The 23646-nt window shown below is 51.0% G+C and carries 13 protein-coding genes; 2 read left to right on the top strand and 11 right to left on the bottom strand.

Annotated elements, in window-relative coordinates:
* Position 1: 1 nt before the first annotated feature.
* The gene (proC, locus tag AC3Y23_RS04280) at positions 2-871 is read left to right on the top strand and encodes a pyrroline-5-carboxylate reductase (protein ID WP_379196022.1); all 870 of its coding nucleotides are present in this window, start codon (positions 2-4) and stop codon (positions 869-871) included.
* A gap of 145 nt (positions 872-1016) precedes the next feature.
* Here the strand turns inward: proC and AC3Y23_RS04275 are convergent, their stop codons facing one another.
* Together AC3Y23_RS04275 and AC3Y23_RS04270 are read right to left on the bottom strand one after the other, a co-directional pair.
* The gene (locus tag AC3Y23_RS04275) at positions 1017-3149 is read right to left on the bottom strand and encodes a glycoside hydrolase family 3 C-terminal domain-containing protein (protein ID WP_379196019.1); all 2133 of its coding nucleotides are present in this window, start codon (positions 3147-3149) and stop codon (positions 1017-1019) included.
* A gap of 110 nt (positions 3150-3259) precedes the next feature.
* Positions 3260-6370 (bottom strand): alpha-mannosidase, encoded by a 3111-nt coding sequence (locus AC3Y23_RS04270; protein WP_379196017.1) that lies wholly within the window; start codon positions 6368-6370, stop codon positions 3260-3262.
* A gap of 301 nt (positions 6371-6671) precedes the next feature.
* Between AC3Y23_RS04270 and AC3Y23_RS04265 the strand changes: the two genes are divergently transcribed.
* On the top strand, positions 6672-7787 hold the full coding sequence (locus AC3Y23_RS04265) for a GntR family transcriptional regulator (protein WP_379196015.1): 1116 nt from the start codon (positions 6672-6674) through the stop codon (positions 7785-7787).
* A 460-nt stretch (positions 7788-8247) separates the two neighbouring features.
* Here the strand turns inward: AC3Y23_RS04265 and AC3Y23_RS04260 are convergent, their stop codons facing one another.
* From AC3Y23_RS04260 to AC3Y23_RS04220, 9 genes are all read right to left on the bottom strand, one after another.
* Positions 8248-10569 (bottom strand): glycoside hydrolase family 95 protein, encoded by a 2322-nt coding sequence (locus AC3Y23_RS04260; protein ID WP_379196013.1) that lies wholly within the window; start codon positions 10567-10569, stop codon positions 8248-8250.
* Between the two features lie 192 nt (positions 10570-10761).
* Positions 10762-12561: a sensor histidine kinase gene (locus AC3Y23_RS04255; protein ID WP_379196011.1), complete on the bottom strand. Its 1800-nt coding sequence runs from the start codon at positions 12559-12561 to the stop codon at positions 10762-10764.
* Positions 12554-14197 carry a response regulator gene (locus AC3Y23_RS04250; RefSeq protein WP_379196009.1) on the bottom strand — a complete coding sequence of 548 codons (1644 nt, stop codon included), beginning with the start codon at positions 14195-14197 and terminating at the stop codon, positions 12554-12556. The genes AC3Y23_RS04255 and AC3Y23_RS04250 overlap by 8 nt, the downstream gene beginning before the upstream one ends.
* A gap of 19 nt (positions 14198-14216) precedes the next feature.
* Positions 14217-15707, bottom strand: coding sequence for an extracellular solute-binding protein (locus tag AC3Y23_RS04245; RefSeq protein ID WP_379196007.1), 1491 nt, complete (start codon positions 15705-15707; stop codon positions 14217-14219).
* A gap of 323 nt (positions 15708-16030) precedes the next feature.
* On the bottom strand, positions 16031-17392 hold the full coding sequence (locus AC3Y23_RS04240; protein ID WP_379196005.1) for an ABC transporter substrate-binding protein: 1362 nt from the start codon (positions 17390-17392) through the stop codon (positions 16031-16033).
* Between the two features lie 131 nt (positions 17393-17523).
* Entirely contained in the window at positions 17524-18501 is a 978-nt protein-coding gene (locus tag AC3Y23_RS04235; protein ID WP_379196003.1) for a carbohydrate ABC transporter permease, read from the bottom strand.
* Positions 18498-19394 (bottom strand): carbohydrate ABC transporter permease, encoded by an 897-nt coding sequence (locus AC3Y23_RS04230; RefSeq protein ID WP_379196001.1) that lies wholly within the window; start codon positions 19392-19394, stop codon positions 18498-18500. The genes AC3Y23_RS04235 and AC3Y23_RS04230 overlap by 4 nt, the downstream gene beginning before the upstream one ends.
* Positions 19391-21553 carry a DUF5696 domain-containing protein gene (locus AC3Y23_RS04225; protein ID WP_379195999.1) on the bottom strand — a complete coding sequence of 721 codons (2163 nt, stop codon included), beginning with the start codon at positions 21551-21553 and terminating at the stop codon, positions 19391-19393. The genes AC3Y23_RS04230 and AC3Y23_RS04225 overlap by 4 nt, the downstream gene beginning before the upstream one ends.
* A 55-nt stretch (positions 21554-21608) precedes the next feature.
* Positions 21609-23624, bottom strand: a complete 2016-nt coding sequence (locus AC3Y23_RS04220; protein ID WP_379195997.1) for a YIP1 family protein — start codon at positions 23622-23624, stop codon at positions 21609-21611.
* Between the last annotated feature and the right edge of the window lie 22 nt (positions 23625-23646).

Below are 23646 nucleotides of genomic sequence, written 5' to 3'. Positions count from 1 at the left end.
TATGTGTCAACAGCAATCCATTCCATTGCTTAATCACGAGATCGTGTTCTACGGTGCGGGCTCCATGGCTGAAGCTATTGCCCGCGGATTGATTAACCGCAATGTAGTGTCTTCGCAAAATATCATCATGCTGAACCGGAGCAGTAACGAACGTCTGGCTGAGCTTCGGGCCCGCTACGGCGTTCAGGGGACAAATGACCCTGAGCAAAAAAACGGATACCTGCGCAGCGCACCCGTGATTGTGCTGGCCATGAAACCGAAGGACACTGCAGAAGCCCTGCGCCATCTGGGACCACTGCTCTCTCCTGGCCAACTGGTCATTTCGGTAATTGCCGGAATGTCTATCCGCACGATGCAAGGGCTGCTGGGTACTCTGCAACCTGTTGTACGTTCGATGCCCAACACTTCCAGCTCCATCGGGCTTGGCGCAACCGGCCTGGCCTTCTCCAAAGAAGTGGATGAAAACAGCCGCCGCCTGGCGCTCAACATCTTTGATGCGGTGGGCATCACAACCGTTATTGATGAGGAACGCATGGAGACGCTGACCGGCATCTCTGGCAGCGGTCCCGCCTACATCTACTATATGATGGAAGCCATGATCGCCGCTGGTATTCGTGGCGGACTGTCCTCCGAGCAGAGCTCGGAGCTGACGGTGCAGACCGTGCTCGGCGCAGCCCGAATGGTGCAGCAGACCGGTGAGGCACCGGCGTCCCTACGCAAGAAAGTCACCTCGCCGAACGGTTCCACTCAGGCGGCGCTAGAAGTGCTGGAGCGGGGCGAGTTTTTCGAGACCGTCATCGCTGCGGTGAACCGTTGCGCTGAACGTTCACGTGAAATGGGAACGGCGCTAGAGAAAGAACTGCAGCAATAGAATTTCCCTTAGGCCCGCATCTACAGAAATAAGCAGCTATGACTCAAAAATATAAAGCGGACGTTTCCCCCATAATGGGAGAAACGTCCGCTTTACTGTTTTCATAACGGAATAAGGAAACCCCTTTCGCTACAACAAAGCAGGATTAGACGAGACTCCACTCAAAAGACAGCGGTGTGCTTCCAGTCAACGCAACGCTCCGTTCATCCGGCTGCGAGGTACCGATATATCCTCTGAATCGCCGACTGTCGTATTGGCGTTCCCCCGCCTCCGTCACGACCTGCATAGAGGCTGGTCGAACCCGCAGTGTTACGGTTTGCGACGCCCCGGCGGGCAGCTTCACACGCTTGAAATCAGCCAGACTGTAGTTGGTGACGGCATAGGCCGACTCCAGATCCTTCACGTAGAGCTGAATCACCTCTTCGATGGCACAGGACCCCGTATTCGTAATCGTAACCGTTGCCTCACAGGCCTCTCCCTTTGCAATTTCCTCTCTCGCAAGCAATCCGGACAGCTCTGTTGAGGAATACGTCAGGCCAAAGCCGAACGGGTACAGACTTTCCTTCTCCATATAACGATAGGTCCGTCCCGCCATAGAATAGTCCGTAAATGCCAGCAGATCATCCGTGCTCCGGTAAAAGGTAACTGGTAGCTTACCGCTCGGCGAGAATTCCCCGAATAGCAGTTCGCTTGCAGCGATACCGCCCAGGCTGCCCGGATACCACGCATTAAGGATCGCATCGCAATGCTCATCGGCCCAGTTAACCGCCAGCGCACTTCCCGTCCCCAGAATCAGTACAGTCGGCTTTCCTACAGCCGTAACCTGCTCCAGCAGCTCCTGCTGGATACCCGGCAGGCCCAGATCAACCCGATCGCCACTGGCATAGGGATTGCTGGCATCCCCTTCTTCTCCTTCGATATCAGCGTCAAGTCCCAGGCATAACACGACGACATCGGAGCGCTCAGCCATCGCGATCGCTTCTGACAGACGGTCATTTCGCCGGGCGCCGTCCTCCACCGAGCTGCGCAGTAGATGACAGCCCTCGGAATAATAGACGCGGGTGCCCGGTTCGACTGCAGCCTGAATGCCCTCCAGGATCGTCACATACTTCGAGGCTGTGCCGAAATAGTTGGCCCGCAGCATCGTTTGACTGTCAGCGTTCGGGCCAATAACAGCGATGGAGGAGACGTTGCTTTTGTTAAGCGGCAGCACTCCGTTATTTTTGAGCAGCACCATGGATTTGCGTGCCGCCTCCAATGATTTGTCACGATGCTCCTGACAATCATTCACCTCATACGGAATATCGTCATACTCTCCGCCCTCATCGAAAATGCCCAGCCGAATGCGACTCCGCATTAGGCGCACGGCTGAAGTCGTAATCTCTTCCTCTGTGATGAGCCCTTCGCGATAAGCCTCCATTAAATGAAGATACGTATGTCCACAATTAATATCACAGCCGTTCTTCAAAGCCACCGCGGCGGATTCCGCGGCATTCGCCGTCACCTTGTGGTGATTATGGAAATCGCAGATCGCGCCGCAATCCGAGACGACATGGCCGTCAAACTCCCAGTCTTGCCGCAGAATCTCTTCCAGTAAAAAACGATTGCCACAGCAGGGGACACCGTTGACCGCATTATATGCGCCCATCACGCTCTCTACCTTGCCTTCCTTCACGCTGGCTTCAAAAGCAGGAAGATAAGTCTCATATAAGTCCTTGAGCGAGACAACCGCATTGAATTCATGCCGTCCCTGCTCCGGACCGCTATGCACCGCATAATGCTTGGCGCAAGCGGCTACCTTCAGCCGTTTTCCTTGGCCCTGAAGCCCTGTTATATAGGCCACACCCAGACGCTCCGTTAAATAAGGGCATTCACCATAGGTTTCCTGCCCCCGTCCCCATCTTGGGTCACGGAAAATATTAATGTTCGGCGCCCACATAGTCAGCCCTTTATAGATATCCCTGTCGCCCTTGCGCAGACTTTCGTTATATTTAGCCCGCGCCTCTGTAGCGATTACATCTGCGATCTCATGAAGATACTCTTCATCAAAGATGGAGGCTAGAGCAATCGCCTGTGGAAATATCGTCGCTGTGCCGGCACGCGCCACCCCGTGCAGCCCTTCATTCCACCAGTTGTATTGCGGCACACCCAGCCGTTCGATGGCCGGCGCCTGATGCAATAGCTGTGCCGCCTTTTCCTCCAGCGTCATCCGGCCGACAAGATCCTCGGCCCGTTCCTGATCGGAATAACCGATATCCAAATAGATCGGTTTGTTCATATCTTCCCTCCGCTTGCTTCCGAAATTAATGTCGTACAGACACAACTTTTAGGGCAGTCTTTTCTTACCGCCATCCGACCCGGTCAACTACTCCCTCCCGATTCACCAGCCTAATAAGCAATCTTGACGGTCTTGATCTCAAAAGGACGGAAGACCAGCTCCGCCTCGCTTCTTCCGCCAAGCGGCTCCAGCGGCTCTTCCAGCATGTTGGTCAAGGACTGTGCGATTAGCCCTGCGCCTAGCGTCAGATGAGTTCTCGTATACGTGCCTTCCGCCTCGTACAAACGCAGAATGAAAGCCCGTTCCCCGTCTTCGCACGGCTTGATCGTCTCGATAATGACATTGTCTGCCGCGATTGCCGCCAGCGGAGCGATCTCTGTCTGTCCAGCGATGACAAGCGACGGACTATTCAGCTCATACGCCGGTTGAATAACGGAACTAGCCGCGAAGCCTTCATCGTGCGGATAGAAAGAATACGTGCACTCATGTAGCCCCTTGTCGCCGCGATAATCTGGCCGGACGCCGCCCTTGTGCAGCGTCAGCCGCATTTCGCTGCCCAATATGGAAATGCCGTATTTGCAATCATTCAACAAGGCAATGCCGTAACGATTCTCTGACAAATCGCTGTATTTATGGTTGAGCACCTCGAACATCGCTTTCTCTTCATTCGTATTGCGGGTTGTAGGACGGCGCAAATACCCGAATTGCACCTCCTGGCGAACGAAATCGGTATGGATCGAAGTCGGGAAGGCCGTTTTGAGCAAACGATGGTCATCCTGCCAGTTCATCACCGTCTCGAAACGCACCTCAGGGCTGGCCGCATAGAAGATCATGTCTTGGTCAAGGCTTGATAACGGGGATAGCTCATAGCGGCTGCGAATTCTGAACTCTACTGCGCCGTCCGCAACCACCTCGCTGGACAGTAGCTTGGCGCAAGGGGCCAGCTTCAGTTCGATATCAGCGTCGATGTCCCAACTGTCCCAGGCGCTTGGCGCGTCTTCTGCCATCAGGAAGGTGTTCAGTGGCAGACCTTCTCCGCGAAGCTCCCGGCCATTGCGCTTATCGGTAAAGGAACGGATATAGCCGTTCTCATCAAATACAACGGTCGCAAATGGTGTCTCCAGCGTGTCTCCGTCATAGACGAAGGCAGAGGATGGGTCCGGCGTGCCTGCCGTCAGTTTGAGCGCTGACGAGGACAGTGCCGGGATGCGCAATCCGCCCACTGCAAGCTTATGCTGTCCGCTCAGGTCCACAAAGCGCTGCTGCGGATAGCCACCCTCCACGATTTGGTCCTCAGCCACTGCCAAATAAAGCGCGTCTTCCCGATCAAAGGATAATGTGTTGATCGCTGTAATACTGCCCTCCACGTCTTGAAGGGAAAGACGCTCCAGCAGCAGCTTTTCACCGTCGTGCAGCAGGGCGGTCATTTCTTCGTTGGTCTGATCATGGGCTCTTGGAATGCATGTTCCTGGCAGCGTATCATGAAACTGGTTCACGAGCAGCGTCTCCATCAAAGGACGAATGCCTTCGTCTGTCACGATACTTCCCGCCTTGACTGCTTCAGCGACCGTAATATACTCCAGATTGCGAAGCAAAAATTCCGCTTTACGGTTATTACGCTTGATCGAATGCTGATTGGTCAACGTTCCGCGATGCAATTGCAGATACAGCTCACCAGTATGTGTGGACGGATTCACCACAGAAGCTTCCAGCTTGCGCATAAATTCACCGACCGTGACATGAGCGGTGCGCGGCACGCCTTCCAAATCCTTGATCCGGCGAGTCATCTCTATCATTTCAAATTGCGGTCCGCCGCCACCATCGCCAAAGCCATAGGAAAGCAGTCGCATATTGTTCACCGTTTTCTCGCGAATCGGATCATGGTGTCTTTTTCCATCTACCACAAAATCAATCACGCTCTCGGCATCAGGCCAAATATGCGTCCGGTTGAAATGCGTCAGCACCTGGGTACCGTCAATGCCCTTCCAATAGAACGTCTCGTAAGGGAAATCCGTCGTATCGTTCCAGCTCAGCTTAGTTGTCAGGAAATAATCCACGCCGCAGCCCTTCATAATTTGCGGGATCGCAGCGCTGTATCCGAAGGTATCCGGCAGCCAGAACGCGTTGGATGTGTAGTTGAAATGCTCCCGCGTATAGCGCTGTCCCCACAGAAATTGCCGGATCATCGATTCCCCAGACGTAATGTTACAGTCGCACTCCACCCAGACAGCTCCGTTCGGCTCATACCGTCCTTCCAGAACCTTTTGGCGAATATCTTCAAATAAATCCGGGTAATTCAGGCGAATCATCTCGGTATGATACGCTGAACTCTGGATGAACTTGTACTCCGGATAACGCTCCATCAAGCTGATTTGGTTGGAATACGTGCGGGCGCATTTTTTGATCGTCTCGTCCCGATGCCACAGCCAGACCGTATCCATATGGGAGTGACCGATCAGTCCCGCGAACGGTGCAGAATCTGAATTCGTCGATTTCAATACATCTTTGAGCAGAGGGGCGGCCTGCCCAAGTGCATCGTAAAATGCTTCCCGCTCAACATACTCCAAAGAATAATACAAAACCTTATGAACCTCCGTAAGCGCATTCAAAACAGCGGCGCGACGGAAGCTATGCGCATCCAGCGAAGAGGCCAACTGATTCACTGTCCGCAAATCAAAATAGAAATCGGCGATAATCTCGTCCATCACACAAATCTCCACACCGTTATAGGCGTAATCAAAAGTGCGCAGCCCGTTATCTTCATACGGAAAACAGCCTTTCACAAAATGCCCGGCATAATACTCCAGCGCAATGTCGATCGCTTCTCCGGCGGCCACCTGCTGTTTCAACAGATCACAGTAATGATTACCGTGTCCAGTGACGACGATTTTGCTGCAAAATGTGCCGAACGGCTTGCCGTTCACCCACAGCATCGCCTCATAACCCTCGATACTCGGTTTGATGTACAACGTCTTTCCATCATGTTCAGCCGGAACGGCATATTGTCCCTTGAACCAGCAATAGCTTCCCTCACCCTGATAGCGGTCGCCGGGCAGACACGGGGAGAATCGCTCCTCCTCCGGAATGACATGGAATTGCCGATCCGTATGGAACATGGACATCTCTACCTGGTCAATGGGCTGGAACAACAGCGGCTCCAGTGTTGTTTCAAAGCGTTGCAGCTTTGACAGCATGCGGTTGATTTGCTTCTCATTCAGCATAATGTGCCTCCTGCTAAAATAGTTTTAGAGTAAAAAGTATTTGATATATCATATTATTGATTTGTATAATATAAAATGCAATACTTTTTTATTTAATATAACAATGTTTTAACAAATCCGTGAGTAGGAAACGGCGGAAAAGAAGAACTGGGGATTGAGCGGAGAGGAACGCTGGTGCAACTGGGAGGTCTGGCCGACTCCATCGAAGCTATCCTGCAAGGAGAACACAAATGAAGATGTGTGCATTGACTTGTACGCAAGGTTTGATACACTAAGTCATAAAACGAAATCGGAGAAAGATATGTCAAAGGATTCCCCAAAATTGCTATATCAAATAATAAAAGAGGACATTTTGTCGCTCATTGAACACAAGCAGTTCAGCTATGACGAGCCGATCTGTACCGAAAAAGGCCTGTCCGAGCAATATGGCGTCAGCCGCATTACTTCCAAACGGGCCATCGACGATCTGGAGAAGGAAGGCATTCTGTACCGCAGGCGCGGAGTTGGCAGTTTTGTTCGCCGCCCTCCTGACGGGTTCTCTAAAGATCCTGCCAATTCGTTGACGCCCCAAGGGGCCGCGACATCCAGCAAAACTCTGCCCTTTGTCCTCCCCTTCGCAGTAACTGAGGGCGGGATGCTACGGATCGTGGAAGCAGCCTCCAGACAACTGGCCGCGTACGGCTACCATTTGGCGGTTCATATTTGCGAGCGCGAGCTGGAACAGGAGCGCAACTTGCTTCAGCATCTCAGCGCCCAGCCTGTAGGCGGGCTGATTCTCTATCCTGCAGGCGCAGAACTGCCGAAAGACATACTCAAGCTGTTCGCGGATAGCGGGAAGCCAGTTATCATACTGGATATGCCGCATGACATCAGCTATTTGAGCAGCATCGTCTGCGACAATTATGGTGGCAGCTACATGTTAACCCGCCATCTTATTGATTATGGGCACCGCAACATCGCCTATTTATCCAGATTCACCCCACAGGAGCGAACCAGTCTGTCCGAGCGCTACAGGGGATTCGTGCAATGTATGCAGGACCATCATCTGCCGGTCCCCCCTGAGCATATCCACATGAACCTGAGCACTGATCACCATATGCTCAAGCATACCATCAACAGTTTGTTCCGCTCCGGCGTAACAGCGATTGAATGTGAAAATGACGAGGTCGCGTTCAACGTATATATGTGCTGCCTCAGCCTGTCGATCCAGGTGCCAGAGCAGATGAACATTACCGGCTTTGACAATATCGAATGGGCTGTAACAGGTAGTGCCCAGATCACCACCGTCGATCAAAATTTCGCAGCCATGGGCGAGATGATCGCAGACCTTATTTTGCAGCCGCAGCGCGAGCCGGTCTTCAGAACCGTGCCGGTGACTCTGGTCCCTCGTGCATCAACAGGTCCGGCGGCGCTATAAGCAGAATGCGCTGAAGCCCTGTTAAGGAATATCCAATAACAGCAGCGTCCCTCATTAGCAGGCAGTGCAGCCGGCGAAGAGGGACGCTGTTTTGTTGTTATGCGGCAGCAACCTGCCATTAAAATACTCGCTTAAGTAAACATTGGCGCAGGTGCAATCATACTTCCCAGCAGGTCGACAATCAGGTCGGTAAGCAGCAAAGCAGGACCGGACCGCTTTTTGGAGCACAGTACATATTAGATCCCTGCTTCAGTCTGCCAGCTCAACTCGCCGAAAGCAGGTAAGGCTGGACCGCTATTTGGAACGCAGCACATACCAGACTCCTGCTTCAGCCTGCCAGCTCAGCACGCCGGAAGCAGGGAGGCTGGACCGACCCGCTATTTGGAGCGCAGTACATACGAGACTCCTGCTTCAGCCTGCCAGCTCAGCACGCCGGAAGCAGAGAGGCTGGACCGACCCGCTATTTGGAGCGCAGTACATACAAGACTCCTGCTTCAGCCTGCCAGCTCAGCACGCCGGGAGCAGGTTGCTCACAGGCCAGTACTCGCTCCTCCTCCATCAACTCCACCTCGTTTGCGACCAGGACCGTACATTTCCCTGCCCGATCCAGACGGATACGGGCTTCGCTCAACCTGTTCTCGCTCCACGCAAGATCAACCGTCACTCCACCTCTAGCTCGCAGTCCCTTCACTTCTCCTTCCGCCCAACGATCCGGCAGAGCAGGAAGCAAGTGCAGCCCGCTGCCATGACTTTGCAGCAGCATCTCTGCGATGCCAGCCGCGCCGCCAAAGTTGCCGTCAATCTGGAACGGTGGGTGATTATCAAGCAGGTTTGGCAAGGTAGAATGCGCCAGCAGCGCTTGTACATTCTCCGCCGCCTTTTCCCCGTCTTCGAGCCGAGCCCACAGATTAATGATCCAGGCCCTGCTCCAGCCGGTATGGCCGCCCCCATTAGCCAGACGCCGTTCCAGCGTAACGCGAGAGGCCCCCGCCCATTCCGGCGTATCTCTTACCGAAAAGCGGGTTCCGGGATGAAGTGCGAATAAATGGGAAATATGGCGATGTCCCGGCTCCGCTTCCTCATAATCCTCCAGCCATTCCAACAACCCGCCGTGCTTACCGATCTCCGGCTGCGGCAGCTTGGCGCGCAGCGTCGTCAGGCGTTCCCGGAAGTCCGTATCCATACCGAGGATGTCGGCGGCTTGAATGCAGGCGCTGAACAGCTCATGCAATATCTGACTGTCCATGGAGGCACCTATACACAATATCCCTTCTGTGCCGTCCGGCAGGAGATAGGAGTTCTCCGGCGATACGGAAGGGTTCGTTACAACTCTGCCGTCCGGCTGTTCGGTCAGGAAATCCTCGAAGAATTCAGCCGCTTCCCTTAGCACCGGATAAGCCTGCTCCAGGGAACTCTGCTTCTGCCCATACTCATAGTGCTCCCATAAATGCAGACAGAGCCAGGCAGCTCCCATCGTCCAGTAGGTTGCCGGAACATAATGATCCTGCGGTGCCGTATCGGCCCATATATCGGTATTGTGATGGGCGACAAAGCCCCGGCAACCGTACATCTCTTTCGCCGTTACCCTGCCAGACACCCGCATGCGTTCAATCATATCGAACAGCGGCTCATGGCATTCGGCCAAATTCCCGGGTTCTGCCAGCCAATAATTCATCTGGGTGTTGATATTAATCGTGTATTTGCTATCCCATGGCGGAAGAAACTGATCGTTCCATAAGCCCTGAAGCGTGGCTGGTAAGGAGCCAGGACGACTGCTTGCCACCAGTAAATAACGCCCGAATTGAAAATACAATCCGATCAGACCCAGGTCAAGCTTGCCCTGCGATACCTGCTCCAGCCGGGCATCGGTAGGCAGAGACTCCGCAGCTGACCCGCTCTCGCCCAGCCGCAGTGATACCCGGCCCATCAACGCCCCCATATCCGCTGTATGTCGCTCCTTCAAAGACTTGTAGCCCAGCGTCTCCGCCTCCTTCGCCCTCCGCAACGCTTCAGCTTCCGGATCGTCATAGCGAAAGGATGTGGCCGCCGTTAGCAGCAAGGTTACACTGTCCGCCTGCTCCACGAGCAGGTGCTCTCCGACAAACTTGGAGCTGCCACCTTTCGCTACCACCCGCAGCACCGTCCGGAAATCCACGCCGTCCGTGCCACCCCCATTTCCTCTCATCACAAGCGTCTGCTGATCCTCCTGCACCAACTCATCATAATAACGATTGTTCGGGCCTCGGCGCATTCTCGCCGTGAAGCTGATTGCCCCCGGTGCATCCGCCGTCAAGCGCAGTACCAGCACCTGGTCCGGAAAGCTAGCAAAGACTTCTCTCGTATAATTCACGCCGTTCGCCGCATAACGAACCGCGGCCATACCAGTCGATATATCCAGCTCACGGACGTATGAATTCACATCTCCCCCATGATGCATAGCCAGCGTAAACTCCCCTAAGGGAACATAATGACGCTGCGACTCCGGCACACCGGACAACGCCAGCACTGCCAATTGCTGTGCCTCCTGCACTTGGCCAGCCCTCAATAAATTCCGAATCGTCTCCAGATTGGTGCGCGCGTCAGGGTTAATTCGATTGCTTGGCCCGCCATACCACAGGCTGTCTTCATTCAGCGTAAGCTTCTCTTCCCTCGCCCCGCCAAATACCATTGCCCCCAGTCGGCCATTACCGATGGGCAGTGCCTCATTCCAGTCTCCCGCCGGCTTCGTGTACCAAAGCTTCAGGTCATCAGCCTGGCCTTGCTTCTTTATTAATTCTGGCATATATAATCCCCTCTCTTGTTCAGCCTGTATCAGATTTGTTCTTCGCTCTCTTCATCAGCGGCAGATCGTCGAAGGCGTATCCGCAGCATGGAACGCGGGGCGCTTGAACAATTCCATCAGCCATGCAGCGTGCGGTTCGTCTATGCCATCGTTAAGTAATAGAATTGCGAAAGACTTAGGGTCATGCTTCCGCTAATCCTCCACATCATCGGTCTTCTCGGTGAAATCGCCGTCCAAAATCGGATGCCTGATCGTAATCCGGGTTCCCTTGCCTTCCCTGGACTCAATCTGCAGCTGATAGTTACTTCCAAAGGTGATCTTGAGACGCTCGTTCACATTGCGCAGTCCAACGCCGGAACCTTTCCCCTTTCGCAGCTCAGAATGATCCTGCTCTAAGTCATCCAGAACGGACTGAGGAATGCCCTTGCCGTTATCCGCAATGCTGATCAATAAATCCTGCCCTTCAATGCGCCCTGACAGCACAACCTTCCCATGTTCGAAGTTGTCACGTATGCTGTGCTGGATGGCATTCTCCACCAGTGGCTGTAAGAGCAAGCGTATAAACTGCAGGTCCAGTAGCCCCTCTTCAAAAAAATACAGCACCCGCAGCGGCATACCGATTCTCGCCTGTTCAATCAGGACATAGGCCTTGACCTGCTCAATCTCTCGCCCAACGGTTGTAATGTCCTTACCCTGATTCAGGCTGAGCCGCAGCAAATTGCCAAGCGCAGATACCATTTCACTGATATCGCTCTGACCGTGCTTCTCCGCCTTCCAGCGGATAGAGTCCAGTGTATTATAGAGAAAATGAGGATTGATCTGGTGACTAAGCACCTGGAACTCCAGCTCCTTCTTCACGCGTTCAGATCGGGCGGATTGCTGGACCAGCTCCTCAATCGTGCGCACAATGCTGTGGAACCCGCGGAACAGCCAGCCGATTTCATCCTTCCGCTCCTGATGAGGAATATCCATATTGAATTCCCCTTCCTCCAGCCGCCGCATTAACCGTACAAGCCTCAGAACCGGCTGGCTGAAGTTCCAGGTAATATAAACCAGCACCCAGACGGAACAAATCAAATACGCAATCAGGAAAAAGAGCAGCAGCCGATTCAGCTTCGTTACAGGCTCCGTTAACTCCCGCATTGGCGTTAGACTGATGATGGTCCAAGGCAAGGTATCCATTTGCACAAAAGCTGCCAATTGCTCGCGATCATGGATGGTATAGGTATCGACTCCCTCACTATACAGTTTGCGCTGCTCCAGCAGCTTGGGAGAAGGAAGCTGCTCACCGGTCCACTCATTGCTGGCAGAATCAAAAATCACTTGTCCGTCCTCATTGATAATCAGAAACTTCTGTCCGTTCAATCGCTTCGTTGGAATAAAGAAACGATTGAAGTAGATATCTGCAAGGTCAACTGTTACGATGCCGCGCGGTGTTCGATTGTGCAAGCTGGTAAATGTTTTTATGTATAGAAGTAGCGGGCTGCGTCCTGGACCTTTGTTCATCGATAAATGCCAAAAGGGCACCGAACTGCTTGAAGCACGATGAAACCAGTTCTCCGTGCGGATCGTGGCGTCCTCCCCGAGCGCTCTCATATACGTGGGATATCGTTCAGGATGCAGCGGAAAAACACGAAGCCGCAGCGCATCAAGATGCTGTCCTTTCTGGTGAACAATGCTAAGCAGTTCTATGGAAATCGTCTGCTCCTCTTCTACACTTTGCGGCGGCTGCTCCAGTAGCCTTTGCAACTCCCGATCCCCGATTAAATTATTGATCTGATCGTTCAAATGATTCAAATAGGTCTTCACATTCATCTCGGCCTGTTCAAGATAACTCATCGAGAAAGCCGCATTTGCTTGTTTGATCCCTTCGACAGATTTCGTATATGCATATCCGGAGAAGAGTATGAATGGAACAATCGTCATCGCAAAGAAGATCAGGATGATCCGATTCCGCAGGGAAGAGGTTAAACTCAGCAAGTTTCTAATCATCCACTATGCCTCTCATCCGCCGATATTCCTTAGGCGTAATCCCGACATGCTTTTTGAACAGCTTTGAGAAATGAACCGGGTCCTTATAGCCTACAAGATAAGAGATTTGATAGATTTTATGCATGCTCTGTCCCAGCATCTCTTTGGCCTTGCAGATCCGAACCTCGGTTAACTCCTCTAGGAAGGTTCTCCCCTTCTCTTTTTTGTACAGATTACTTAGCCATACTGGAGTCACATGTACCGCGTTTGCAACGAGCTGAAGCGACAGATTCTCCGCGTAACGGCTACGAATCATGCGCTCCGCCTCCTGTACGATTTGACTTGAAGCGTTTGACATTTTCCGAAAATCGCCAGCGAGTGCCAACAGGCACTGCTTAACCTGTTCCTGCAAAGATTGCAGCGTATCATACTGCTCCAGCCGATCCCACAGCGCAATAGGATCTCTCTCCCATGATCGGTCGGACCAACCTACTGCTGCAGAAGCACGATACACTTCCATCAGCCATGTGAAGATATGCTGCTGTACATCTCTGAGATCACACGAGCCCCAGGATTGAACCATTTCCTCGAAATCGGTGAGTGCCTCGTGAATCTCTTCATCGTTGCCGTACTTCACCAGGTCAATAACAGCTTTAGGCTCCCGGATTGAAGGCTTCTCATAACTCCTTCCCTCCTCTTCCTCACCCTCCTCCATAAACAGCCGGTTGCCTCCCTGCAGGGCTTTCCGCTTCAAATATTCCTCACACCGTGTATACATTTGATGTAGCTGGTGTAGTTCCCGTGCCGGAGGGCTAAGCGCAATACTGGCTTGAACCTTGACGAACTGATTGATTCGCTCCAGACACTTTTCTGCGAGTGATAAGCACCTTTCCGTCGCCTCATCTCCGCTGCAGCCGATAATCGCTATCCAGCGCTCATGGCTATCCTTGAACAGCACAGATGTCGCCCCAATCTCCTCCTCACCGAGCGTCTGGCTGACCACATTACCAATCCCGAACAGGACCAGTTTTTTCTCATCAACGATGCCATGACGATACGTCAGCGCCCGCAGATTATCTACCTCCACAATCATGAGCTGCAGCTGCATCTCTTTCATCCAGCCCAGCTTCAGCGTCTTCAGGCGATGGAATATTCGTGTCTCCCGGTATGGATCATATTCATTCTCCACAATCTCGTGGAGTAGCTCCTCACGTAGCTTAGGCAAAGCAAATAGCATCTGATCGTTGATATGAGCCAGCTTCTTCTGTTCCATTCGCTCCATTGTAATGATCTCAATAGACTTGCGGACCATTTGATCCAGCTCCGTCATACTGATCGGCTTCAATATGTAGTCCATCGCACCTAAATGAAGGGCTTGCTTGGCAAAACTGAAATTGTTATATCCGCTGATCAGGATCGCCTTCCAATGATAATCTTCTATCGCCTGTAGTTGCCGAAGCAAATCCAGCCCCGACACTTTTCGCATCTTGATATCGGTAATGATCAGGTCCGGACGGCATTTCTCAGCCAGACGCAGCGCCTCAGCTCCGTCCTCAGCCAGGGTAACAGAGCTTATTCCATATTCATGCCAAGGCACCTGCTGGCACAGTCCTTCACGTATTTCAAATTCATCATCCACAATCAGCACACTGAACATTCTGCAGCCTCCCCAATGATTAGTGCTTGCGATCGAACAATAAATATTGATCCACTTGACGCTGTACCTCTGCGATTATGGTTTCCAGCCCATTGTCCATCTGTCGCTGCCTATACTTGGCTACCGCGTCGCTTATATTTCCCTCCATGCCAAATTCAATGGATTTTCCGAGTTCTTCATAGAGCTCATCTCTACTTTCAAGCGCCTTACTAATCTTATAGTCGGACAACATTAAGCCGCCAAGTGGTGAATCCACATTTTGAGGGAGCTCAGCAAATGTAGCTTCTTTGCTCCAGAAATCTCCGGGATAAGTCTCGGTTGACCGTAAAAATTGCGGCTTCCAGAACCCCCATTGTCCTCCCCAATCCATATAATTGCTGGTCGAAAAATTCAAATTATCCAGATAACGGACTGTATCTCCTTCTAGCTTATACGTCTTCCCTTCAATTCCATAAATAACAAGATCGAAGAGGGTTCTGTCCGTCTCCAGCATATCAAGAAAGCGCAATGCCAAATCCGGGTTCTCTGAGTTGCGGTTAATCGCAATGACATTGGAGGATGGGCGGCGGTTGACCTGGCGCTTCTCTGGATACAGCAGCGATACTTGTTGCCGATAAGTCGAATCGATGAATCCAGGGTCTGCAGCAAACGCCCACTCATGGGATGTAATCGTAAAGAGCAGCTTCCCGCTCCGCCATTGATTCGCACTATCCTCAAGTCCCAGTATAGAATCGGGGTTAAGAATACCGGCTTGATTCCAACGCCTGCTCATCAACGCGGCCTCCAAATAGAAAGGCTGCTGTTCGATGGCCCTGACCTTCATCTCAGGATCTCCTATGTAACATCCCAGACCATGAAATTCGAGGTCAAGCCATTCATCTCTTACAAAATAAAAAGGTAGCGCTGTCACAAGTGACAGCTTCCTGTCAGGATAAGCTTCCTTAAGCTGATGGAGAAGCGTGTCAACCTCTTCTACCGATTGGATGGAATTCATAGGCGAGGCAATGCCCGCACGTTCTGCCAGATCAGCACGCCACACGGCATACGGGCGTTGATTCATCTTGATCGCCCAGGGCAAGCCAACGATATCACCATCGAGTGTTGTAGACAGAAGCGTTCCATCGCTTTTATACCGTTCATTCAAATGAGGCGCATATTCAGGAAGCAAAGTATTCAGTGGCAAGTATGAACCACGGGCAGCCATCTGCCGGAAAGAAGTCTCTGAGTCAAAGTTCATGTCCCAGCGATCACCTGCTGCAGCCATAGCCAGCAGCTTGCTGGAATAGTCCGTCCAAGGGATGAAGTTCACCGAGAATTTCACATTCAGCCCCTTTGATTTGACATATTGACTGACCTCCCTCCATACTTCATCCGTAGCCGCCTTCTTCTCCCCACCGAAATACATCTTCAGTGTCACTTCAGCCTTCGGATTATTCATCCATTCTTCAGAATCTGCTTGCTCCGGGCTCGAAGTCTTTATTAGGAAACACCCTGCCGGTATTACGATCATCGTCACACATACCAAAGCCAGTATTCTCAATTTCCAAGGACGGATGGACAGCACTATGCTTCCCTTCCTTTCTGGTTGAACTTCTGAATCACCCCTGAATTGTTAACGCTTTCAATAATTACATGCAACTACACTTACATTTATTAACTTATCTTATGTTCCTCCTTTCTGATATAAGGGAATTCAAAACTATCTAGTGCGTTTATAAATTGTTGCCAATAAGAAACGTCCCTTGCCGACTTACACCGGACTAGGGACGTTAATTTTACCATCAACTGTTATACGCTTTCAATAAATCGCCTCATATCTAATCGGGCTTCAAATTACTTCAGGCCTTCACGCAGCTCCAAGGTCTTCTTGTTCCACGTTTCCGTCTCTGGAATAATATCGTTAATATCGCGGTCACCGAAAATAACATCATTCATTATATTGTTCCAGTTGTAATCACTCCAGCCTGGAACAGTCAGGCCTGGCTGAATCTTCGCGTTTTCGCGCGCCAGCTTAACAGCTTCGATGTTTTTGCCTTTCCAAATTTCTGCTTGGTCATAATAAGCGGTCAGTTCATCATCCACAACCGATGCATTTGCCCCTTGATCAATCTTCCACTTCTGGGCTTCCTTAGAGAATTGGAACTCCAGCCACAGGAAGGCTTCTTCCTTATGCTTCGATCCAGCTAGCAGCGACAATGGTCCGTAAATCGTATAACCTGGCTGACTTACCTTACCTTTCGGGAACGGAAGTACATCCCATTCAAAGGTTGCCTTCTCCTTCAGGTTCGGAAGTACCCAGTCTCCGCCAATGGCAAAGCCTGTTTTCCCGTTGATAAATTCTTTGGTTACACTACCGTTAGCTTCGGAATCTGCATTAGACTGCATAGAACCATCCTTCGTAACCAGTTCCTGGAACCATTTGACTTCATTCATAATATCCGGTGTATTCAGTAAGCTTTGGGTCAAATCTTCATTCAAATATTGCAGGTTGGCTGCATACCCGTCAGCAATCGCCTTGGTCGATAGCATCCGCATTTGAATCTCTGCTTGTGTAGTTATCCCGTATTCTCCGGCATTGCTGTCCGTTATCTTCTTGGCAATGTTGCGGAAATCATCATAGGTCCAGTCATTGGCCGGCATATTCACCCCGTGTTTGGCAAGCAGATCCTTGTTCACCAGCACCCACATCGGAACGTCAACCATTGGAATCGCCAACTTCTTGCCGTTGAAGGTCATCGTGTCGAAGAATCCATCAGGGAATTTTGTTGTTTTGAACACGTCACTCTTCTCAATATAAGGGGTAAGATCATCAATGAGACCACTCTGCTCAAAAGAAATCAGGTCGGAATCAATCTCTGTAATGTCAGCGGGAGTGCCTGCCGCCTCCATAGATGCGATAATTTCCATGATCGGCTGAGAGTTAACCGGAATTTGTTCGATCTTAATCCACGGATATTTTTCTTCAAACATTTTATAGAGGTCGTTGTAGCTATCTTTCCAGGAAATGATCTGCAGCGTAACCGGATCATGCTTTTCTTCCACCTTTGGTGTGTTGTTTACAGTGCCTTCCGTCGGGCTCGTGTCAGGTGTATTCGTCGCAGTTTTGGTATTGTTACTACCGCTGCACCCGGATAATACAAGCGACAGCATAAACACAACGGCCAATAACGATGAGGTTACAGTTCTCTTTTTCAAACGCTATTCCTCCCCTAAATTGAGTTAGTATGCTTGCCAACCTGGACGGTTCTACCCGTCAACCCACGTTTGCCGGGCATTCCCCCTCTCCAGAATTTTTAACTTCACTTCATCTGGCTTACCACTTCGGCTTATTCCACAATACCGGTTCTCTCGATACCGGTAATAAACCAACGCTGCAAGAACATGAAGATAAGCATTGGCGGAAAAATAATCAGGAAAGCGGCAGCCATCTTCGTCCCTTCTGTCACCGGATTGCTAATATTGTTCTTATTTCCGAGCAGCGAAGGATTCAGGACGTTCTCCAGATTGTCAAGGCGAATCGACAATGGTGTGAAGCCCTTTGCCAGAAACATAGACGGCTCGTAATACATGTTCCAGTACCAGATGAAAGAGAAGAGAAAAACAACTAGACAAGCTGAACGTGCCAGCGGAAGCATAATCCGGACGTATAACCGGACAACAGACGCTCCATCCAGCTTCGCCGCTTCCTCCAGACTGGGCGGCTGCGCCCGGAAGAATTGCCGGAAGATTAAGATGAACAATGCTCCCTTGAGACCTTGGCCGAAGATAGCCGGGACAAGAAAGACAAACATCGTATTGAGCAAGCCTAATTTACTGAAGATAACGTATAGCGGAATGATCACCACTTGTGGTGGAATCAGGAAGGTCAGCAGCACCATCGCCGTGATAAAACCTTTGAATGGTACATTCAGCCTTGCCAGTGCATAGCCGGTCATCGAGCACACCAGCACCTGAGCAATCGAGCAGGTTAGGGCAATCGTGGCTGTATTAAACAATGCTTGTGGGTATTGCAGACCCTCGATAGCTTTGGTCATGTTCTCCCACGTTATTTCCCTGGGAATCCACTTCACGGCGGGATCAAGCAGATCGCTAACGGTCATGAACATGGTGCTGATCATATGCAATAGCGGCTGTAGATACAGATACGCCACGATGGACAACAGCATATAAATTATTAATTTGGCGATCAATCCGTCTGACAGGCTCCTGCCCAGCATGACCATCTTGAATCGCTGACTGTTCCGACTCCACATTACTCCCTTGATTCGCTGCTGAAGTCCCCGTATTCTAACAGGATCACTCATGACCTTCTCCCCCTCTGTCGCAAACTCCGGTTGAACAATGCCAGCACGATACCGATCAATACAAAGATGAAGGCGAAATAAATCCAGGCCAGTGCACTGGCATAGCCGTAACCGGTATTTACTTTGAACATATTGTCCCTGATATGCCCCAGCACCGGATTCAACGGGAATGTGAACAGATCGATAATCGTGTACAACATATTTAGACTGATAAATGGCATGCTAGACGGCAGGGTAATCTTCCAGAAGCTGTCCCACGGTGATGCTCCGTCTATTCTCACGGCTTCATAGATAGAGGGTGATATGGTCTGAAAACCGGCGATAAAAATTAATATTTGTACACCGGAATACCATAGAATCAGGACGATACGTCCCAGAACCTCCATCACGGTTAGGGCTAATTCCCCTCCGACATATTGGCGAACAAGCGGCTCCAGATTGTACTGCCCAAGAAACGGAATGTCGCCTGCTCCCTGTGTAAACAACTCGGATAACACCTGACCTGTAGCAAAAATTACGGGCAGGAAGAACAACGCTCGAAAGAGAAATCTTCCTGGAAACTGCTGATTGAGCAGCAATGCGATAAGCAGGGCGAAGATCACAATGATCGGCACCATGAGCAGCATTTCCTGGAAATAGGTAATCATCTCGATCGGGAACACGCTATCCTTCAAAAAGGCATCCCGGTAGTTCTGAAACCCCAGCCATTTATATTGGAAGCCTCCCGGTACGACAGCTACCTTGTGCAGTGACATAAAAATCGACCAGCCAATCGGAATAGCCACGAATATAAGGAATCCGATAATCCAGGGCAACATGAACAACAGCCCGGTTCCGTAATGCTTCATGTGATAACGGAGTGCTTCTTTTCTATGCGCTGTCAGCTTACTCATTGATGCCCGCCCCCCTTCTCTACCTTGAAGCTTTTCGTGGAGTAATCAACGATAACCCTCGTTCCATCCTCATATACGGTAGCGTACCGCTGATCTGCCAGACGCTCATGAGAGGTGATCTTTTGTGAATACAAGGCGCTTAAGGCATCGAAGTTCTCGTATTCCTTCAGTATTCGATCTTCCCATTTGTCGAAGCTGCTGCTGTACAAGAAGCCCCCTGCCGTATTCTTGAGTTTACGCGAATCATCATGGGTTACAAAGAATGAAGGCAACGCCCCATATTCAATCGCCTTTAGGAACTCCACCTCTTCATCATCGCGCAGATTCCCCTCTTCAAAGGTATAGTTAACGAAGCCGTGGAGTACGATCGGATAGAATGGCACTGTCTCATCAACCATAAAGTCGTAGCTAGACTCTGAGGGCAGGCCGTCAATATAATCGCTTGCTCCCAGCACATAAGCATTGCCCCGGAACACACCGGCTGTTCCTAGCTCCTTGCGCGTATAATTCAAAAGCTCTGTATAGATTTGTTTCGTATACTCTCTGGTACGGATACCTGAAGATTCATAGTCGTTGAGGAGTAGCTCCCCAAGGGCACTGTAGTGCATGCCTTCCACACCGATCTCCTTCAGCTTGCTGATTGTTTGCGCCGCACTTACCGCCGTGTACATCGGCTTAGCAACATACCAGTCTCCATCCACAAACGCCGTTCCGTCGATGCCTCGTATGGCGTCCTGCTTGGGCGAGAAGGAGGATTTGCTGTCAATCCACAAGAAATCTTCGTAGAAGCTGACGCCGACTCCCCTTTCCTTCATTTGCGAGACAAAGGATTTGGCGCCTGCCTCCCCGCCGAGCGCCTCCTCGATAGGGAACCGCTTCTCCATGTTGTAGTCACCCTGATTGGTCCAGCCGAAGTAAATCGTCTGGAGTGACGTAACCCCTCGCTCCTGTAATCGGCGGACAATGTCCTCAGCTTGCGCGAACGTAGTGGCGGCCACATAACGAATCTGTCCGAAAGCCTGCTCATAGTTGCCGCCCATAATCTTCAAATAGAGCGGAACATGTGCGGCAGGATCCAGCTTCTTATCCAAGGAGCCCTTCTCCTGCAAATACTCGCGGTAGGCGACAGCCATGCCGGAATAATTGGCCTGCTGATCATTCAGGAAGCGATATTCGATCTCACGGTCACGATCCAGTTTTTCTTTCTGAACAGCCTTACTCGGTGCAGCCAACCGGCTCATACGGTAGAGATATTCTTCTCTGTAAATCTGGCTGGAGAAGACGTTGAAGAAGGAGGATTTCATGCCCGGCGACAATGCCGTTACGTTAGCCGAGTCTTCGCCTTCTGTCATAATCGCTACAAAAGCATGATCATTCTTCTTGAGTCCGAAAACGGGATATGCGATAGTCTCCCGCCGCTGTCCAGAGCGGGTCCAGTTCCCGGCATTCGTCATTTCGCTGCCGTATACCTGGTGTATATAACCTCTGGACAGCTTCGCATGTGCGGTATCATATCGAATGAGTCCGCCCGGACCATCCGGTACGAACAAGTAGCCGTCATCTTGAGTCGAAGCAGCGCCGAAGTACGGCAGAATATCTAGGGTGAGCAGGGCATTCTCCCCCTCCTCCCGGATTACCTTGGACGGTACTCTTACTTTCAGCCCCGTCTTCGTCAGTTCATACTGCACCGTGAAGCCCAGACCCTTGGAAGGGAAGAAGTAAGAAATCTGCAACCCATCGTCATGACGGATCATCGATGTCTGCATGTCTTTAACCGCATTGCTGAGCGACTCACGAACGGTCTGATCCTTTCCCTTGGTGCGTACATGAGTCACAACAAAAGGTGATTTCAACTGCTCCAGCAATTGACCCTTGACGTTCTCGTGTTTCAGCTCTGCATCACCAGGATTACTGGTCCAGCGATAACCGCTAGCTTTGTCAAGGACCGCAATCTCCGTGGTATTGGGGCGAACATACAAGCCATAGCTGTCGTTCTCGCTAACCAGAGCATAGCCATCTGCTCCCGCCGAAGGTTTCCAAGCCTCGCCCTCGTACAATGCACTCTCGGTAACCTTCGGCATCGTCATGCCAGTTTTGTCGAAGTTGGCTTCTGTCGTCAATTCCCAGGGCCGTAAGAAGAACAGAACCAAAAGTCCCAATACGACTACGGCAACAGCAACCCACCTGATCTTGAGGAATAGTGTTTTCGCTAGTTTAATGATAGAAGTTCACCTCTTTGTACAGCTCATAGAAAAAGTCGTAGAGATTATACGACAATCCGAAAACGATAAAACCAAACAACCAGATGGTAACGATAGCAAAGACGGATATCGACGAGTTTTTGAACGTCTCCAAAAAGTCGAAATTATGAATGACCTGGGTCATGACAAAGAACATGGCCAACATCCATAGCGTCATCAAGGTGTTAAGCGAATGAACCAATACTGCCTCATCAAGGGAGGCCAGATTGGACAAAATCAGGACTGGAACAGTGATGAATAAATACGGTGACATGGCATACACACTGCCTTGAACAACCTCTCTAAACTTGCCCTCACCATCCTTGATGCTGCAAACCAGATAGTTAGCAATAATCCAGGTTACCCAAGGAACAATGAAGAAGGCCAATTCTCTGAGCGCATTCACGTTCCTAAGCTCAACGGGATTGAACAGGAAACCGGTCCAGTATATCCTGGCGATCTTAGCGGCAATGACAGACAAGAGCAGAGATATAGTAACCCATGGCGCAATTCTGGCCTCCTTGATCCGATAGAACCCCTCGTAAGGATGGATCATCACATAGCCGAAGTTTCTGATGTCCTGCAGTGGCTGCTTCCAGGAGGAAGGCGTAGGGTACTTGCGGCGAAGCACTCTCAGTCCCCGAACGCCAAAGTGCAGCAGCAAGAGTCCGCTAATGATTCCAATGACCAGCATCACAAAATGTTGTTGCAGCCACTCAAGGCGGATTTGCCAGAATGCTTTGGAGTAACCTTCCGTATCAAAGGCCACCTTCATGAATTTGAGTGCATCTGCGTGATCATTTTCATGCAAGTACACCTTTCCAAGCCCTTGAAAGCTGCCATTGTACATGTCATTGCGGGCGTAAACCGACTCCCAATAAGGCTTACTGGCTTCGTATTTGCCACCTGCGTACAAGGCCAGCGCCTGCAGCACATCCTTGCCAAATTCGGTGCGGACGTACTTATGAACCATGTTCGTGCCGCTGTCCGAGATCCAAACAGTGTTCTTGGAATCTACAGCAATGCCGGTAGGATACCCGATGACACCGTATTGCTGTGTCTCCTTATCGATGAATCCAAATGCAAATAGCACGTCTCCCGTATGGTCGTAAAGGTTAATTCGCATCGAATCAAGATCGATATTATACAGAAAGCCCTCCTGCCCAATCGCTACATCAACGATTCCGTGGCCATTGTACATCGTTTTGTTCTTGAAACCGTCCACACCGCCTGCGTTCAGCTTGCGGATGGCTCCTTTACCTTCCCCGCCGGCTGTAGCCGTATAGATGAAACCATCAGCATCCATGGCTACGTTCGTTATTGGTTTAGGAAGCGATGGCTTCTCTTGGGCAAGCTGCTCTTTGTTCAGGACTAGCTGCTTCAGCCGACTAAGCATGGTTTGGTCGGCCTTATTAGCACCGAAGTAACCCATGAACTCTCCTTCCGGGCTTAATCTGACCAGCCCCTGATAGGAGGAGTTAAGCTGGATATACATCACTCCGCGTCGATCGACTACCAGCTTGACAGGCACGAAATGATCCGATCCAAGAAGTTGAGTGTCCGGCTTCTTATATTCCCGCTGATAAGTGCCCTCGGAATTAAACACAGCGATTCGCTGATTGCCGGAGTCGGCGACATAGACATCCCCGTCCGCTGTCACGAAGACACCTTCGGGTGCCGCCAGCTTTCCAATTCCTTCGTCGGCTCCAATCGTTCTTTGTACCTTTCCGTCATTATTCAGCACGATGACCCGTTCCAGTTCCTTATCCACCACGTATACCTCATCGTTGGGGGCCACCGTAATATCTACCGGATCTCCCAGCTCAATCGTAAGCATTTCCGCAGGCCGGTAGATCGGCTGAATTCGGAACCAGGACGACTGATTACTGTCATAATAGGCCGTGATATACGGGAGCCGTGCCGAAGCAGTGGACGGAAGCAATGAAATGAACACCAAAACTAACAGTGGTATGGATAGCCATTTTTTCATGATTCCGACTTCCTTTGCTGAT

Source organism: Paenibacillus sp. MAHUQ-45 (genome assembly GCF_058133325.1).
This window is presented reverse-complemented; position numbering and strand designations above follow the sequence as displayed.

Bases quoted from the DNA above. Each gene is read 5' to 3' on its own strand.
- proC (WP_379196022.1), top strand. From the start codon at position 2: ATGTGTCAACAGCAATCCATTCCATTGCTTAATCACGAGATCGTGTTC.
- AC3Y23_RS04275 (WP_379196019.1), bottom strand. From the start codon at position 3,149: ATGAACAAACCGATCTATTTGGATATCGGTTATTCCGATCAGGAACGG.
- AC3Y23_RS04270 (WP_379196017.1), bottom strand. From the start codon at position 6,370: ATGCTGAATGAGAAGCAAATCAACCGCATGCTGTCAAAGCTGCAACGC.
- AC3Y23_RS04265 (WP_379196015.1), top strand. From the start codon at position 6,672: ATGTCAAAGGATTCCCCAAAATTGCTATATCAAATAATAAAAGAGGAC.
- AC3Y23_RS04260 (WP_379196013.1), bottom strand. From the start codon at position 10,569: ATGCCAGAATTAATAAAGAAGCAAGGCCAGGCTGATGACCTGAAGCTT.
- AC3Y23_RS04255 (WP_379196011.1), bottom strand. From the start codon at position 12,561: ATGATTAGAAACTTGCTGAGTTTAACCTCTTCCCTGCGGAATCGGATC.
- AC3Y23_RS04250 (WP_379196009.1), bottom strand. From the start codon at position 14,197: ATGTTCAGTGTGCTGATTGTGGATGATGAATTTGAAATACGTGAAGGA.
- AC3Y23_RS04245 (WP_379196007.1), bottom strand. From the start codon at position 15,707: ATGATCGTAATACCGGCAGGGTGTTTCCTAATAAAGACTTCGAGCCCG.
- AC3Y23_RS04235 (WP_379196003.1), bottom strand. From the start codon at position 18,501: ATGAGTGATCCTGTTAGAATACGGGGACTTCAGCAGCGAATCAAGGGA.
- AC3Y23_RS04230 (WP_379196001.1), bottom strand. From the start codon at position 19,394: ATGAGTAAGCTGACAGCGCATAGAAAAGAAGCACTCCGTTATCACATG.
- AC3Y23_RS04220 (WP_379195997.1), bottom strand. From the start codon at position 23,624: ATGAAAAAATGGCTATCCATACCACTGTTAGTTTTGGTGTTCATTTCA.